The organism is Nonomuraea guangzhouensis, from assembly GCF_019396345.1.
Lineage (GTDB): Bacteria > Actinomycetota > Actinomycetes > Streptosporangiales > Streptosporangiaceae > Nonomuraea > Nonomuraea guangzhouensis.
Genome location: NZ_JAHKRM010000003.1, coordinates 212,257 through 228,132, shown reverse-complemented (window position 1 = coordinate 228,132; position 15,876 = coordinate 212,257). Strand labels below are relative to the sequence as shown.

At 66.6% G+C, this 15,876-nt stretch carries 17 protein-coding genes; 6 read left to right on the top strand and 11 right to left on the bottom strand.

Annotated elements, in window-relative coordinates; translation table 11 throughout:
- The first annotated feature begins 128 nt into the window (after nucleotides 1-128).
- Nucleotides 129-467, top strand: coding sequence for a MiAMP1 family antimicrobial peptide (locus KME78_RS06900; RefSeq protein WP_219527927.1), 339 nt, complete (start codon nucleotides 129-131; stop codon nucleotides 465-467).
- A 94-nt stretch (nucleotides 468-561) separates the two neighbouring features.
- Here KME78_RS06900 and KME78_RS06895 read toward each other — a convergent pair whose 3' ends face one another.
- Entirely contained in the window at nucleotides 562-1,377 is an 816-nt protein-coding gene (locus tag KME78_RS06895) for an alpha/beta fold hydrolase (RefSeq protein ID WP_246650572.1), read from the bottom strand.
- 133 nt (nucleotides 1,378-1,510) lie between these two features.
- Entirely contained in the window at nucleotides 1,511-2,092 is a 582-nt protein-coding gene (locus KME78_RS06890) for a dihydrofolate reductase family protein (RefSeq protein ID WP_219527926.1), read from the bottom strand.
- A 445-nt stretch (nucleotides 2,093-2,537) separates the two neighbouring features.
- Between KME78_RS06890 and KME78_RS06885 the strand changes: the two genes are divergently transcribed.
- Nucleotides 2,538-3,353 (top strand): CPBP family intramembrane glutamic endopeptidase, encoded by an 816-nt coding sequence (locus KME78_RS06885; RefSeq protein ID WP_219527925.1) that lies wholly within the window; start codon nucleotides 2,538-2,540, stop codon nucleotides 3,351-3,353.
- A gap of 232 nt (nucleotides 3,354-3,585) precedes the next feature.
- Nucleotides 3,586-4,173, top strand: a complete 588-nt coding sequence (locus tag KME78_RS06880) for an RICIN domain-containing protein (RefSeq protein ID WP_219527924.1) — start codon at nucleotides 3,586-3,588, stop codon at nucleotides 4,171-4,173.
- A gap of 107 nt (nucleotides 4,174-4,280) precedes the next feature.
- Here KME78_RS06880 and KME78_RS06875 read toward each other — a convergent pair whose 3' ends face one another.
- Both KME78_RS06875 and KME78_RS06870 read right to left on the bottom strand, forming a co-directional pair.
- On the bottom strand, nucleotides 4,281-5,531 hold the full coding sequence (locus tag KME78_RS06875; RefSeq protein ID WP_219527923.1) for an RNA polymerase sigma factor: 1,251 nt from the start codon (nucleotides 5,529-5,531) through the stop codon (nucleotides 4,281-4,283).
- Entirely contained in the window at nucleotides 5,531-5,911 is a 381-nt protein-coding gene (locus tag KME78_RS06870) for a YciI family protein (protein ID WP_219527922.1), read from the bottom strand. The genes KME78_RS06875 and KME78_RS06870 overlap by 1 nt, the downstream gene beginning before the upstream one ends.
- Before the next feature lie 317 nt (nucleotides 5,912-6,228).
- Between KME78_RS06870 and KME78_RS06865 the strand changes: the two genes are divergently transcribed.
- A complete protein-coding gene (locus KME78_RS06865; RefSeq protein ID WP_219527921.1) occupies nucleotides 6,229-6,966 on the top strand; it encodes a VOC family protein in 738 nt (245 codons plus the stop codon).
- Between the two features lie 65 nt (nucleotides 6,967-7,031).
- Here KME78_RS06865 and KME78_RS06860 read toward each other — a convergent pair whose 3' ends face one another.
- From KME78_RS06860 to KME78_RS06835, 6 genes are all read right to left on the bottom strand, one after another.
- Nucleotides 7,032-7,463: a BP74-related protein gene (locus tag KME78_RS06860; protein ID WP_219527920.1), complete on the bottom strand. Its 432-nt coding sequence runs from the start codon at nucleotides 7,461-7,463 to the stop codon at nucleotides 7,032-7,034.
- Nucleotides 7,464-7,625: 162 nt separating this feature from the next.
- A complete protein-coding gene (locus KME78_RS06855; RefSeq protein WP_219527919.1) occupies nucleotides 7,626-8,612 on the bottom strand; it encodes a hypothetical protein in 987 nt (328 codons plus the stop codon).
- Nucleotides 8,613-8,687: 75 nt separating this feature from the next.
- Entirely contained in the window at nucleotides 8,688-9,755 is a 1,068-nt protein-coding gene (locus KME78_RS06850) for a glycerophosphodiester phosphodiesterase family protein (protein WP_219527918.1), read from the bottom strand.
- Between the two features lie 199 nt (nucleotides 9,756-9,954).
- Nucleotides 9,955-11,088: a hypothetical protein gene (locus KME78_RS06845; RefSeq protein ID WP_219527917.1), complete on the bottom strand. Its 1,134-nt coding sequence runs from the start codon at nucleotides 11,086-11,088 to the stop codon at nucleotides 9,955-9,957.
- A gap of 40 nt (nucleotides 11,089-11,128) precedes the next feature.
- Entirely contained in the window at nucleotides 11,129-12,175 is a 1,047-nt protein-coding gene (locus tag KME78_RS06840) for a winged helix DNA-binding domain-containing protein (RefSeq protein WP_219527916.1), read from the bottom strand.
- Nucleotides 12,172-13,191, bottom strand: coding sequence for an epoxide hydrolase family protein (locus KME78_RS06835; protein ID WP_246650569.1), 1,020 nt, complete (start codon nucleotides 13,189-13,191; stop codon nucleotides 12,172-12,174). Before KME78_RS06835 ends, KME78_RS06840 begins: the two co-directional genes overlap by 4 nt.
- 265 nt (nucleotides 13,192-13,456) lie before the next feature.
- Here KME78_RS06835 and KME78_RS06830 point away from each other — a divergent pair, with 265 nt between their 5' ends.
- On the top strand, nucleotides 13,457-13,888 hold the full coding sequence (locus KME78_RS06830; protein ID WP_219527914.1) for a DUF3592 domain-containing protein: 432 nt from the start codon (nucleotides 13,457-13,459) through the stop codon (nucleotides 13,886-13,888).
- Nucleotides 13,889-13,949: 61 nt separating this feature from the next.
- Nucleotides 13,950-14,828: a DUF1963 domain-containing protein gene (locus KME78_RS06825; RefSeq protein ID WP_219527913.1), complete on the top strand. Its 879-nt coding sequence runs from the start codon at nucleotides 13,950-13,952 to the stop codon at nucleotides 14,826-14,828.
- Nucleotides 14,829-14,870: 42 nt separating this feature from the next.
- Here KME78_RS06825 and KME78_RS06820 read toward each other — a convergent pair whose 3' ends face one another.
- Nucleotides 14,871-15,857, bottom strand: coding sequence for a WD40 repeat domain-containing protein (locus tag KME78_RS06820; RefSeq protein ID WP_219527912.1), 987 nt, complete (start codon nucleotides 15,855-15,857; stop codon nucleotides 14,871-14,873).
- Nucleotides 15,858-15,876 lie beyond the last annotated feature (19 nt).

Below are 15,876 nucleotides of genomic sequence, written 5' to 3'. Positions count from 1 at the left end.
GACGTCCAGTTGTCACGCGTGGTGCAAGTGGGGCGTAAGTGGCGGTCAACCGTTGATCCATATGTTCCTCATGTCAGGAAAAACCACGAACTTTTGGTAATCAGTTGCGACGCATTCGGAGGATCACTGTGAAGAGCATCAAGAAGATCGCGCTCGTCTCTGCCATCTCTGCCTCCCTGCTCACCATCATGGGTGGTGCCGCCAACGCCTCAACCTCCGCGGCCCCCGACTCGATGTTCGTGGCCTACGAAGGGCCGGGCTTCACCGGCAGGACTCAGGTCATCACCCAGTGCGGCGTGACCAACCTCCGCTACCGCGGGTCGTACAAGTGGTACGGCGCCGGCCAGTCCGGCCGGATGCACAACGAGATCAACACCAGAGGATCGGTGCACTTCACCCTGCCCACCAACCGCAACGCGCAGCAGAAGACGGGCATCGGCTGGAAGAGCATCTTCAAGGTGTGCTGACGCCACTGTGACATCGGTTTCGCGCCGTGCCGTCCCGGATCAAGGTTCGCCTGCCCGTCGGCCGCCCGCGCGCGGTGGCCGCCGACAAGGTTCGCTAGCACAGATCGTCCAGGAAGCTGCTCAGCGCGGCATTGACCTCCTGAGGCCGCTCCAATGGCGGCAGATGTCCCGTTGCCGGCAGGTCGAGCCGCCGGGCTCCCTTGATCTTCTCGGTCAGCAGATCCGACACCGCCTGGATGCCCGGCACATCCGACAGCCCGTTGATGACCAGAGTGGGCGAGGTGATCTCCTGCAGCCGATCCTTGGCCGACAGGTGCCGCTCCGTCACGGGCCGGCGATTCCAGGAACGCTCGAACACCCGGCGTATCATGGCGAACGCCAGCTCCCACACCTCCGGATCGAGATCGTCCATAGCGCGGTCGGGCCCGGCCACCTGCCATAGCGCATGGGCCCGGGCGAAGGCGTCGAGATCGGCGGGAACGACCTCCGCTGTCCCGCTCCGATAACGGGCCAGCCGGTCGGCAGGGACGGTGCTGTGCACCCGCTCCCGCGCTTGGGCGATCATGTCATCGGGCCATTGGTGGCCCGACAGCCCAGAGGAGATCAGCACGAGCCCGGCCACTCGATGCGGCGCCACCAACGCCGCCTCCACCGCGTGCGAGCCCCCCATCGAATCACCCACCAGCACCGCCCGTTCCACGCCGAGTCCGTCCATCAGGCGCAGCAAATCTTCATGGTGTACGAGTTCGCCTGCAGGATCGGCCGACTCGCCATACCCGCGCCAGTCGTAACCGATCACCCGGTAACGGTCGGACAGCGCGTCGCGCTGGTGTCTCCACATGCGCCGATCGGCGATCCCCGCGTGGATGAGCACCACCGCAGGCCCCTCACCCACCTCGTCATAGGCCAAACCATCGATCCTCATCACGCCCCGGATCGTATGAGCCGAATCGAAGCATCACAGGGGAGTTCGCAGCCGGCGTACCTGGTGCCGGCTCCGCTCGCTCTCAGCCACGTCCCAGCCGTTGAGCGCGACAAATATGTCAGACATGCAGGGTGGGCCGGTAGACGAGCTCTTGGATGTGGCCGTCGAGCGTCCGGCTCTCGAGCAGCTCGAGGTCGAAGTCGCCCGCGCCCGCGAGGATTGGGCTGATCCCGGTCCGTCCGGAGATAACGGGGAAGATCGTCACTTGCAGGCGGTCGACAAGGCCGGCGGCCATCAGTGCCCGGTTCAGCGACAGGCTGGCCTGCGAGCGAAGCGGCACGTTCGACTCCTTCTTGAGCCGGGCGACGATGTCCACGGCGTCACCGCTCACGATGGTCGCGTCCGGCCAGCCAAGGGTGTCCTGCAACGTGGAGGACACCACCGTCGCCGGCATTCGCATCGTCCGGACGTTCCACTCATCGAGCGTGTTGGGGTCGATGCCCGAGGACATGATCTGAGCGGTCTCCCGAAAGGTGGTGGCCCCGAAGACCATCCGCTGCTCGGTAGCGAACGCTGCGGCGCGGTGCTCGAGCAACTCGGGGCCCTGCTTGCTCCAATAGCCGCCCCAGTCAGCGCCCTCGGCGTAGGAGCCGTAGCCGTCGAGGGTGGAGAAGACGTCCCAGGTGTAGGTAGCAGTCATGATGCTCTCCTCGAGTGCGGTTGATCGGGTGTGTGGATTCAGACTGGAAACCACGGCGAAACTCATCGCCGTATGAGCGGGAGAGATCGACCTGACGGGTCAAGGCGGAGCGCCTGCGGGCCGTACGAACGCGAACCTGGAACGCCGAATTGCTCTCGGCTGACGGGTCGCGAGTAAGGACGAAACACCGCACTGATTTTGGCCTACGGAAAAGCGCCTGACCAGGTCATTGATCGGACATTCTCCGGACATTGGCGGCGATCAAGGCAGGGCCCGGCTCACCGGACCAACATCGCGCGCCCCGTCACGACGTCGGACGCATCCTGGCCACTCTCTAGCCCCCGCCCGGTCCGCACCCACCATAACCTGCACCTTTCACGGCGACTCGAAGCCGTATCAGGTCCATGTCAGCTCCGTGTCGGGTCGCGGGGCCACGATTCTCGGCATGGACACATCAATGCAGCCCCCGGCCAACACCCAAGGCGCCCAGCCGAAAGGCTTCGTCGCGAAGCTCCTCGCCGACCGTCACTCCGTCCCGCTCTCCATCGCACTGCACCTGGTGCCCGGCGCGGTCATCGTCGCCGTGTACGCGTTCATCGCCGCTCCCCTGGTCCGGACGATGGGCTTCCCGATCTTCCTGGCCTGGGCCATCGCCCTCGCGGTCGTGCTCTTCCCGCTCCAGCTGTTCCTGCTGTGGCTGGGCAAGAAGCAGACCGGCCGCTTCACGATGAAGGGCGTCGTCCACTACCGGGACAAGCCGCTCTCGCGCGGCAAGGTCTTCTGGCTCGGGGCCGCGTGCCTCGTGTGGATGACCGTGGTCTCGCTCTCGCTGACCCCGCTGGACAACATCGTCTACGACTGGTTCTTCACCTGGGTGAACTACCAGGGCGCCGGCCCCGACGGCACCGCCTACCTCCAGGGCTACTCGCAGGAGCTCGTGCTCACCACGCTGCTCATCTGCGCGCCGTTCACCGGCTTCACCCTGCCCCTGCTCGAGGAGTACTACTTCCGCGGCTTCCTGCTGCCCCGCCTCCCGCAACTCGGCAAGTGGGCCCCGTTCTTCAACACCTTCTTCTTCTCGGTATACCACTTCTGGGCCCCCTGGACGGTTCTGTCGAAGCTCGTCTTCCTCTACCCGGGCGTCTGGCTCGCCTGGAAGAAGAAGGACATCCGCCTCTCGATCACCATGCACCCCGGCTCGGCACTGCTGATGACCGTGGTCGGCGTCATCGCCCTCGCCTCCGGCGCCTACTCGATTTGACCTGCTCTCCGCCCTGAAGGACGGATATTCCAGGCACAGAAAGCAACCGATCACGGCTTTATGCTTCGGCCTCATTTGACCGCGAAAGATGCACCGAGCCACCTTTTCTTTACTTTTCCTCAAAACTCGAATCCAGCGAATCCACAACCATCGCAACCCCTAAATCTGAGGATTCTTGCGCAAGCCACTGCGGTGCACGGTTAGAGAAATTCCTTTAGCCGTGGAGGTAGACATGAAGAAGTCAGCGCGACTGGCAATGACGCTGGGAGCCTCTGCCGTCATCGCCAGTGGCATCCTCGCCACCCCAGGAGCAACAGCGGAAACCGGCTCCGCAGGGCAACCTGTCGTCGCCGCCCATGCGAACGCTCTCCCCTCGACCGTCTTGCGCAGCAAGGCCGGCAGCGGCAAGTGCGTCGGCCTGGGGAACGGCGGCAGCATCGCGAACGGGACCCCGCTGGTGATCTGGGACTGCCACTTCCACCCCGACCAGATCTGGCAGGGCAACAACGACCGCTCCATCCGCACACTCGCCGGCAGCGGCAAGTGCGTCGGCCTGGCGAACCGCGGCAGCACCGAGAACGGCACGCCGCTCGTGATCTGGGACTGCCACCTCAACCCCGACCAGCAATGGAGGTTCGCGGCCATGGGCGGCGACACCTACTCCATCCGCAGCTTCGCCGGCAACAACAAGTGTGTCGGTCTGGCGAACCGCGGCAGCACCGCCAACGGCACCCAGCTGGTGATCTGGGACTGCCACCTCAACCCCGACCAGCGATGGGGTCTGCCTGAGTCCCCTGCGGCCTTCGGATTCGCTTCCTGACCGAGGCTTCGCCACCACGCTCGCCATGAAAAACGAGCGTGACCACAGCGTCGCAGGCCAAGGTCGTACCCCACTGTCAGCCATCTCCACAGGCCGCGCTGGAGAAGTCAGTCCAGCGCGGCCGCCTTGCGTAGCAGCACTGAGCGTTCGCGCTGGTTGGCGCACAGCCGGGCCGCCAGTTCCAGCTCGGCGCGTGCCTCCGGGAGCCGTCCGAGTCGGGCCAGCAGCTCCCCGCGTACGGTCGGCACCAGATGCGAGCCGGGGAGCCGGTCCAAGGCGATCAGCTCGTCCACGATGGCCAGGCCTTGCGCCGGACCCGAGGCCATGGCCACGGCGACGGCCCGGTTGAGCTCGACCACCGGCGAGGGCGCGACCCGGCCGAGCGCCTCGTAGAGCACCACGATCCGGTCCCAGTCGGTCTCCTCGACCGACGGCGCCGACGCGTGGGTGGCGGCGATCGCGGCCTGCAGGCCGTACGGGCCGAGCCCGCGAGTCGATGCCTTGGCCAGCGCGGCCAGCCCACGGCGGATCGCCGAGAAGTCCCACCGCCGCCGGTCCTGCTCGTCGAGCAGGACCGGCGAACCGTCCGGGCCGGTCCGGGCCGGGAAACGCGCGGCCGTCAGCTCGCACAACGCCAGCAGGCCGTGCACCTCCGGCTCGTCCGGCTGCAGCGCGGCCAGCGTGCGGGCCAGCCGGATCGCCTCATACGCGACATCGGGGCGCAGCAGCCGGTCACCCGACGTGGCCGTCGACCCCTCGGTGAAGATCACGTAGAGGACGCTGAGTACGCCGCCCAGCCGCTCCCGGCGCTCGCCGGCTGGCGGCAGCTCGAACGGCACCCCGGCCGCCGCGATCGTCTTCTTGGCCCGGGTGATGCGGGCCTGCACGGTCGGCACGGGTACGAGGAACGCGCGGGCGATCTCCTCGCTGGACAGGCCGGCGACCACGCGCAGGGTCAGCGCCACCCGGGCCTCAGGGGAGAGCACCGGGTGGCAGCTGATGAACATCAGCGCCAGCACGTCGTCATCGATCCGGTCGGGATCGATGCCTTCGTCAACCGCCGAGCCGACCGCCGAGCCGACCGCCGGGTCGACCGTCGGGTCGGTCGCCAGCAGGGCGTATCGGTCCTGCAGGGCGCTCCGGCGGCGGATCGCGTCGATCGCCCGCCGCCGGGCCGTGGCCATCAGCCAGCCGGCCGGATTGGCCGGAGCGTCGAGCGGCCACGACACCAGCGCCTCGGCCACCGCCTCCTGGGCCGCGTCCTCGGCCAGCCCGAAATCGCCGGTGAACCGGGTCAGCGCGGCGACGATCCGCGCCGACTCGATCCGCCAGACGGCCTCGACGTCGGCCGTACCCATCAGCCCTGGACCGTGCTGTCCTGCGGAACCTCGTCCTCGCCGGGCACCCGCCGGATCTCGATCTTGGCCCCAGGGGCCACCGGGACCCGCTTGGCCCACTCGACCGCCTCCTGCTTCGAGGCGACGTCGAGCAGGAAGAAGCCCCCGAACAGCTCCTTGGTCTCCCCGTACGGCCCGTCCGTGACCACCGGGACCTCACCACTGAAGTCGACCACGACGCCCTGGCCCGGATCGTCCAGACCTTCGGCCCCGAGGAGCACGCCGGCCTTCATCATCTCCTCGATGAACAGGCGGGTCTTGGCAATCCCCTCCTCGATCGAGGCCATCATGGCGGCGTTCGACTCATCGGTGCCCCGCATGATCAGCATGTACTTCGACATCGCGTTCTCCTCGTCCCGCGGGGCCGCCTCTCGGCCCTCGCACCTACAGGTCGAACGAGCGGCCCGCGGATCGACACGGCCCCGGAAAAATCTCTCACCGCGACACAGCCGATCCCTCCGACCCGCGCGTTTCGCCCGTCAGACCGGCCCCTGAGCGATGGCTGACGCGGACGCCCTGCTGATCAGAGAGCTTAACGTCGCGTCTTTGGAAGGCGGCGACGCTCACACGGACCTGGGACTGGCCACCTCGCACCTAGCCCACCTTGAGCGGCCGAATACGAACAAGGCCTTATCTACCTGGGCATATGATCAGCGGCATGGCATTGAGACTTGTTCAGGTGAACTTCAAGGCTCAGGATGACGCGGCGCTCGGCCGTTTCTGGGCGGAGGCGCTTGGCTGGGGCATGTCCAGCGAGGGACCCGGCGTGACCAACCTCGAGCCCGAGGGCTTCGTCTGGCCGGACCCCGCCGGCTTCTACATCGATTTCGTGACCGTCCCGGACCCCGAAACGGTGAAGTACCGCGTACACCTCGAACTCGCCACCACCTCCGCGGCCCATCAGACCGAGTTGGTCGCGCGCCTGAAGGAGCTCGGCGCCACGCCCGTCGATGTGGGCCAGGGCGACGTCCCGTGGACGGTTCTGACCGACCCTGAGGGCAACATGTTCTGCGTGCTGGAGCCTCGGGAGATCTATCGGGACACCGGCCCGATCGCCGCCGTGGTGGTCGACTGCGCGGACCCGCGGGCCTTGGCGCGGTTCTGGGGCGAGGCGGTGGACTTGACCGTGCACGAGGTGACCGACGATCACGCGGTGCTGCGCTCCGCCGATGGCGTCGGGCCGTATCTGGAGCTTTGCCGCACGTCCGACGTGACGACCGTGTCGAATCGCATCCATATCGACCTGCTGCCGTACCCCATTGACGGCAAGGAGGCGGAGGTGGCCCGGCTGCGGACTCTGGGCGCCATCAGCGCCGACGTCGGCCAGGGCGAGGTGTCGTGGACGGTGCTCGCCGACCCGGAGGGCAACGAGTTCTGCGTCATCGGCAAGGGCTGACGCAGAGCATGGGGGCGGCCCCTGGAGCGGTTCTCCAGAGGCCGCGGCGGCGGACGACGTCCGTTCTATGGCGCCGGAATTTCGCGCACGAGCCTGGAAGTCCAGTCGCACCAGACGAGGCCGGGCAGGAACGCCCCGCCGGCCTCGTCCAGGTAGTCCTCGACGTAGGGGATCGTCGCGTCGCATACCTCCAACGCCTGGTCGAAGAAGTCGACGGTGTCGGTGTTCAGGTGATAGCTCCAGCGCGGGTTGTAGGGGGCTTGGCGCTTGAGGATGCGTCCGATGACGTGCGGCCGATCTGCGGTCTCGCCGTTCACCAGCTCGCGGGCGTGCTGGATCTTGGCAGGGTCGGTGAGCTTGACGACGAACTCTTCGCGGGTGACGTCGGTCATCACGAAGTAGGCCGACTCTGCCGCCTGAGCGGGTGCGGGGGTGGCGACGCTGAGAGCCGCGATGGCTGCGAGAGCCGTGACGATCTTAGTCAGGGTGCGGTGCATGGATGCCTTTCACCTCGTACGATTACTGAGCGTTGACGTTGCATACGCTAAGTAATCACAAGCAGACCGGCGCACCCTCTGGCGTCACAGTGACAAGGTCATCACCTTCTGCCACGCCCTTCCGCTGGACCGCCAACGGCAACGTCGCCGGGCTGTGTGCGGCTACCGGGTGTCGGTGACTCGGAAGGTGCTGAGCTGGTCGGAGTAGCGCGGATCGCTGCCCGAAGGGTAGAAGGACGCCTCGGCGCCCACCCAGCCGTGGAAGCCGCCGTCGTCGTCGATGATCTGCAGCAGCGGCTTGACGTGGGAGTTGCCGGTGTAGCAGAACTCGCCGCGCTCCCTGGCCAGGCACGTGCACCAGTGCCAGAGCGTGTCGCGCCGGTCGTTGCTGGAGACCTTGACCAGGTAGTACTGGATCGAGCTGTCGTTGGTGGCCGTGCCGCCGCCGTAGTTGGGGCAGCCGCCGCTCGCCTGGCAGGCGCTCGCCGACGACGGCTGGGCGTAGGTCAGGCACCAGGTCGTCGTCGTGCACGTGCGGTAGGCCGTGTTGGCGAACACCTGTCCGGTCGAGGTGGTCACGTTCTCCTTCGTCCAGGACGCGAGATCCTGCTTGAGCGTCCCGGGGAAAGCTTGCACGGTGCTCATCGACCGGCGTGTGGACAGCGCCGCGTTGCTGCCGTAGCCGTAGGCGTGGGTGGCGAGGGTGTTGTACTTGCTCTCCAGCCGGACGAGCGTGCCGTCGCTGTTGGGCCGCAGGTACCACTGTTCGGACCAGGTCTGGGCGATGTTCCACGTGATGTTCAGGACGTCGCCGGCGACGCTGAAGGTGCCGGTGCGCGACTCGGGCAGGGAGTCCATGAACCCGCCCGCCGTCAGCACCTCACAGTGGCGAACGCGGGTATGGCCGACCGCGCCGCTGACGGTCGAGCAGCTGTCGAGGTCGGGTGTGGTGCCAGTGCCCTCGCGGGCGGCGGGCGCGTTCTGCCACCACAGGTACGTGCGCGCCGTGACGGTGCCGTCGGTCGCGAACTGGTACGTGCCCAGACGCACCCAGTTGTCCCGGACGTCGGCGCGCAGCCGGCCCAGGGTGACGACGTAGTTGGCCTTGCCGCCGGGGAGCTCAGTGGCGTCGGCAGGGGTCGGAAGCAACGTGCGGCAACTTGCCGCCGACCCGTGAACGACTCACTCCTGAGTTCCGGGCCAGGACGCTCGCCCGGGAGGGAGTCAGTGTGGCTCGTAGGCCTTCGGCAGTCGCATGCCGCGGTCGGCCATGATCTGCCGGACGTGGTTCGGGTAGTTCGTGATGATGCCGTCAACGCCCATGTCCATGAGGGCCTCAATGGTGGCGGGGTCGTCGCAGGTCCACGGGACGACCTTCAGGCCCCGGGCGTGCGCCTGCGACACCATCGCCTGGTCGGGGTAGAAACGGAAGCCCGCGTCACCGACCTTCCCACTCTGCGGGAAGCCGTAGTTAGGAGAAAGGGCCGTGACGCCAGGGACGGCGGCGGCCGCCTTCACGAAATCACCTTCATAGTCGTCGACGTCAATGCCACCGAGCCACGGAGAGGCGCCGGGCTTGCCGACCTGAAGGAAGTCGTAGTTCGTCAGCGCCACCAGCGGCCACGTCGGCGCAAGCCGATGCATCTCCATCAAGGCGCCCCAGTCGAAGGACTGGATGGTGACCTGCCGCTCGATCCCCGAGGCGTGGATCTCTTCGAAGACCCGGCGGACGAACAGCTCGCGAGGCGCGGTCTGCTGGGGCGCGCCCGCCTCGACCTTGGTCTCGATGTTGAGCGTGACCTGCTTGGCGCGGTAGCTCTTGACGAGGTTCAAGACGTCCTTGAGCTCGATCATCCGGAAGCCCTTGATCTGCTCCTGCTCGGGGAAACCGGGCAACTGCTGATACCCGCAGTCCATGGTCTTGATCTGAGCCAGGGTCAGGTCCTTGATGTACTTTCCGACGTACGGGTACAGCGGATCGCCGGGCGTGACCGGTGCCGTGTCGCGGCACTTCTGGGCGCTGATCTGCCGGTCGTGGTTGACGACGACCTTCTCGTCCTTGGTGACGTGGGTGTCCAGCTCCAGAGTGCTGACCCCGAGGCGCATCGCCTTACCGAACCCCTCCAGCGACTCCTCGGTCGTCATGCCGATGCCACCGCGGTGGGCCTGAAGGTCGAAGTGGGTCTTCTGGGGCAGCACGCCGGGATCGTCGGCCGTTGACGCGTGGGCAGCTGCTGGCGCGGCGAGCGCGGGCACAAAGGCCAGGCTCACCAGGACGTGACGAAGGCGCATGAGGGGGCTCCGCTGCGTTAGGTCTATATGGCCTGACGACGCTAGATCGTTGGCCAACCCCCGTAACGACCATGGCGTGATGGGGGCATGAACCTTCGCGGAACGCGCAGGTGGCGGCCCCCAGGCGCGCCCGGTAGCGGAGAGCCCCTGGGCTCAAGACGTCATCGGCGCCGGTCTGATCCCCTGGCCGAGGGGCCGACTACCGGAAGGCGCGGTGGAGCTGGGTCATGGTCTGCTCGACGCGGCTCTTGTCGCCGACGACCACGTAGGTCTCGTAGTTGACCTTGTCCCCCTTGTCCATGGCCCCGCTGGGGCTGGTGACCTGGATGGTGTTCTCGCCGAAGTAGCCGTTGTAGTCCATGGGCGGGCGGGTCATCGTGTAGTAGTAGGCCTTGTCGCCGAGGACTTCGGGCTTGACGTACATGCCGAGGCAGTATGCGCCATCGTCCGTGCAACGGACCATGGGGTCCTTGCTCGTGTGAGAGTCCACGGGCTTGGGCGACAGGCGACCGGTGTCGGGGCTGTAGGAGAAGACCTTCGTGAAATCCGACTGCAGGTAGGCGACGAGGACGCCACTGAAGTGGTCGTGGCGTTCGTCGTCGGAGGTGATCGTGGCGGCGGCGCGGAAGACGTTCTCCAGCGCGGGCGCGTCGTGATCGGGGGCGAGCTCGATCTCGGTCTGCAGCCAGTACGGCGACAGGCCCATGGTGAACGGGACGCGCTCGTCCTGGTGGTCGGCGCTGCGGCAGTTGCCCCAGCCCGGTTTCGTGTCCGCGAGGGTCACGAACATCGCGGGCCTCCCCGCCGTGCGGATGGAGCTGCCGGAGCCGGCCATGGTGTAGAGCGCGCTCGTGCTGGGACCGTGGTAGGGAGGTGGCTGGCCCACGTCGTCCAGGCGAGTGCCGGCCTGCGTGGGGTTGTAGCACTCGGTCGCCGCCTCACCCTCCTGCCAGGCGTGGAAGGCGTACTGGAAAGCGGCACCGTGGCCGCCGCTGGAGATGAACTCCTTGTTGTTCACCTTGACCGACGCGATCGCGCCGGCCAGCGCCGTCGACGTCGTGACCGCCAGCCTGTTGCGCTGGTCGACCAGGACGGACGCCGTGACGTCCTCGAACGTCCGGTCGTAGTTCTTCTTCGTGGCGCATGCGGACTTGTACGTGAGCACGAAGTCGTTGTAATCCGGGCTGCTCCGTGGCGGCGCCTCACACGAGCTCTGCGCGGCCGTCGCTGCCACTGGAGTGACCACCGCCGTCATGACCGTGACCGCGGCCATGGTGAACAGCCATCGGCGGGCGGGGCGATGACTGCGGTAGGTGGAAATGTCGTCTGACACGGAGAGCCTTTCTTGGAGTAGATCATGAGTCGGCTGCTGATCAAGTGGCGAGGAAACCGCGGAGTGCTTCTGCCTCGATCTCCACAGCGTCACGCTCTGCGGCCGACAGACTCGTGAACGTCTCGACCTGCACCTGTCCGTCCCGGAGAGTCCAGACACCACGCCAGAGCCCGTCCACGAGCAAGGTGCCTGTCCTGGCGCCGTTGCCGGGTGGCAGCGGCACTTTCCTCCCGTCCGGGATCACCCGGGATCGGTCTTCGTGTGACAGCAGCAGGTTGTCGTATTCAGGCAGGAAGCGTGGCGGCGCGGGCGTGTCCGGGTCAGGCCGCGGCGCATGTGGCAGATCGAACAGCTCGCACCCGGCCTCGTCACGGAATGCGATCAACTCAATTCGGCTGATGACCTCGCGCAGCCGGGTCAGTCCGGACCAACGTTGTACGTCCGCGACGCTCGCCGGGCCATATCCGGCGAGATAGCGACGTACCAGTTCCTCCGCTGAGGGGTCGGGATCGGGAGACCGGCCGAGGAAACTCTCCGTCGTGCTCCACTTCGGCGGCCCCGATCGGCCCCACAGGCCGCGCGGCGGCACCTGCACCAGTGCGAGGTGGTGCGTTACCGCATAGGCGAGGACGGTCGGGTCCACATCCGGCCACCGTTCCGCGAGCGCACGCCCGAGCTCGGCGCGGGTGTGTGGTTTCTCGTCCAGAATCATCCTGGCCAAGCTCAGCAGCTCCGTCTGATCCACCCCGGTGGCGCGGCCGCCGAAGTGGGCAGCGAAGTCTCGCGCGTGTACCGACGTGAAGTGGTGATACCAGGACAGGTCATCACGGGCGCTGACCAGGTGCACGGTGTTGCGCATCAAATGGGCACGTACGGCTGCCCGTTCCGCGATCAGCGTCGTCAGGTCAGCGGCGCGAAACCCGGCCAGCCGGGACCACAGGCCGACGTAAGGAGCGAGCGGCGCCTGCGCCTGCATCCCCGCCAACTGCTCGATCGCATCCAACGCCGGCAGCTCGGCTCGCCGCAGCAGGAACTGACGAGCGAGCGTGGCCCTGTTCAGGGCACGCCGACTGAGCACGTCGGTCATCGGAGCCCGTCGAAGAAGGCGGACAGGTCTTCGGCCAGCTGCGCCGGCGCCTCCATGGCGGGGAAGTGCCGACCACGCTCGTGCTCCACCCAGTGCACGTCCTCAGCGGGGCCGATGAGGCGGCGAGCCGTCGGGTCCGCCCCGAAGACCGCATACCCCTGCGGCACCGTGGGCGGCGTTCCCCAGTCCTGGGAGTGGGCCTGCTCGTAGAGGAAGCGCGCCGCGGACACGCCCGAGCCGGTGAACCAGTACACACTGATGTTGGTGAGCAGTTGGTCCCGGTCGATCGGCAGGTCGGTCCACAGTTCGAAGCTTTCCGCGATCCATGCCAGCTGCATGACGGGCGAGTCGGTCAGACCGTACCCCAGGGTCTGCGGACGGGTGTTCTGGATGGCCAGGTAGCCGGAGTCGTTCTGGCGGAACTGCTCGATCCGGTCCAGAGCCAGCCTGTCGACCGGGTCGTCCGGGTTCAGTTGGTTCGCGATCCAAGGCATGAACGTCGCCGTGGCCGCGGCGGTGTAGGGGTCGGTGACCACGTGGATGCCGATGACGTGCTCGCCGTCCAGCCCGCCGACAGCGCCGGAGACGCCGGCACCGACGTCGCCGCCGTGTACGCCATATCGGTCGTAGCCGAGCCGCGCCATCAGCTCCACCCAGGCTCGAGCGGTGCGGCCCATCGCCCATCCGGGTTCCCGTAACGGCGTGGAGAATCCAAAGCCTGGCAGTGAGGGGATCACGACGTGGAAGCCCCGGTCCACGAGCTCCGGGATCACCTTTTCGAACTCGACGAACGAGCTGGGGTAGCCATGCGTGATCAACAGGGGGATGGCGTCGTCGCGTTCGGACCTGACGTGCAGGAAGTGAATGCGCTGGTTGTCGATCTCTGTGGTGAACTGGGGTAACTGATTCAACCGCGCCTCGGCCGCCCGCCAGTCGTACCCTGCGCACCAGTACTCGGCCAGGCTTTCCAGATCGGCCTGCGGAATGTCGATGCTGAACGGGACTCCGGCGTTCATTGTCCTCTTCCTCATCTGCCTGTGACGGCGTTGTTCGCCAAGGGGCAGCGACGGCGGGGTCATTGATGGTCGTACCCTTCCCCACGCTTCTCCCGAAGCGCAATAAGAAGAGGCCATTTCTAAAATGTCGAAAACGTCGCGACCAACCGAGAAGTACGGTGGCCCCGCCACCGCTACGCCGACGCCCAGTTCCTCATCGGCTGACAGCGGGAACCTATGGACCTCCAGGACGTTCTAAGGTGCAGGCGACCCAAGGAGATCCACGGTGGAAGATCTGTTCCAGTACTTCCCGCTGCTGTTCGTGGCGTTTGGAGCCCTGATCATGCTGAGTTCGATCAAGGGAATCATCGACGGCAAGCAGTTCGTACGGCGGGCGCAGCGGGTGCCAGGCGTGGTCAGCGACGTCCGGACCACGTTCGTCGGGCGCGGGCAGAACTTAAGGGCGAGACAGCGGCCGGTTCTCACCTTCACCACCGTGGAGGGACGGGAAATCACCACCGAGGCAGCGACCACCTCCGACCTCGGCATCGGCAACGAGACCGAAGTGCTCTACGACCCGCAGAACCCGACCAACGCCATGCCCGCGGACAACGCCGACGGCGGCTACAGCGGAATCGTCATCGGGCTCATCGCGGTCGTCATCGGCCTGGCCTTCTTCTCTAAATTCTCCGATTTCTCTAGTTTCTCTGGCCTCTGAGAGGGCGCCCAAAAGGCCGAACTGGTGATCTTCGGCGGCATTGCGCTGCTTTCATGGTCGGGTGAGATACGAAGAGGCGCCGTCCGGCGTGCGTGAGCTGTGCGTCGAACATCTGGGGGAACACGTGGGGGGCCAGCTGGCGGCGTTGGCGCGGCCCGGGTTCGATCTGAAGCCTGCGGATGAAGATGCCGCGGCGACTGGGTTGTGCCGGTGGGGCGGCCCGGCGCTGCTGGAGCCGGGCACACCGTGGCCTGTGTACGCGGGTGTGCCGCTCAGCCTCTATGCCGTGCTCGATGTCGGCGCGCTCGGCCCGTGGCTCGGTGATCAGGTCCCGTCGACCGGGTCCGCGCTGCTCAATTTCTTCTTCTTGGATCCAGAGACCGGATCCAATGAGGTTCCGAAAGATGCCGGCAGCTTCAGCTTTGACGATCCGCGGGTATGCCGGGTCGTGCCTGCTGACCCGCAGCGCGCGGTCGAGGTCCCGGCACCGGATCCGGCCCCGAGGTTCGACCCGGTTCGGATGCACGCCAACCCTGTCGTCACTTTGCCCTCGATGTCGTCCTACGACTGCGATCCGGTGCTCAGCACCCTCGACTACGGAGATGAGATCGAGCGGTCATCGCTTTACCGCGTGGATCCTGGCTGGCTGGTGGTCGACAAGTTCGGCGAGGATGCCTGGCCGCGGTACTGCGTGAACGAGCAAGGCATCGAGTGGGGTGGCATGAGCAATCAGGCGTTCGGCTGGCCGCCGATCCGAAGCTACGGCGTTGACCTGTTGCAGGAGCTGTCGCAGGAGGAGCCGTATGCTCACCTGCTCACTCTCGCCGGCACCGACATGTGGGAGTGGGGCGACGGGGGCATTTTGCGGTTTGTCGCCCCGGCAAAAGCACTCCGGGCAGGCGACCTGAGCCAGGTACGAGCCAACCCCGACGGCTGGTAGCACCGCGGTCTCGTGACCCGTTGGCGAGCACAGCTGTCTCATTCATATGAGCTCTGAGAGCGCCGGCCACACCTCCACGGCCGCGAAGGCGCCGGGGAAGGAGTACACCAGCCGGCCGTTCGGGGTGAAGGTCATGGTGCTCACCGGTATCCACCCTGGCCCCGGTTCCGGTCCCATCACTGCGAGCGGTTGCCCGCCTGGGTCCAGGAGGTATACGCGTCCGCCATAGTCGACGGCCACGGTCCCGTCCGCCGGATTCAGCGCCGCCACGCAGGTGTGCACCATGTCCTTTCCTGGGACCATGTTCACCCTGTCGTGTCGGGGTATCGTCTCCCAGTTCCGCAGGGGACGCCGACCGTCGAGGTCGCCCACACACAGGTGACCGTCGGCCGCCAGCACACGACCGCGTACCGAGTCCGCCAGGACGGTCCGGATCCAGACCCCGTTGTCACTCGCGGGCGAGCTCAAGGCTGGAAATCGGGAGTCGGCGTCCCGCAGCGTCCGGACCGGTACGCCGGTCCGCAGGTCCCAGAGCACGATCGAACGATCCCAGCTCATCGTGATCACATGGCGCTCGTCGTGGGTTACCGCGACCCACATCACCTCTTCTGTGCCCGGCAGCGTGAATCTGCAGGATCCCTGGCGCAGATCCCAGACCCGCGTACCGTCCCCGGCCGCCGTGACCACGACCTGACCCACCGCCGACACCGCCAGGATCGGGTGGCTGTGCCCGGGCAGCTCCGTGGTTACCGTCCAGCTCGCCACGTCCCAGATCCGGATGCCGTACTCGCCGAAGGCGTGCGTGCTCGTGGCCATCAACCGGCCATCTGGGGTCACCGAAAGCTCAGAGACCCCCAGCGAGCCCGAATCCACTCGGACCACTTCACCGGTGGACAGCGAGACGGTGAACAACTGGCCGTAGGCATCGACGACCACACAGGTGTCCCCGTCGGGGAGGACCGCTCGCGCCTCGGGGATGTACGCCTGATTGATCTTTATCTTGCGAATCGGTGTCAGAACTTCGATCAACGGCTTGCTCCAGGGTCGG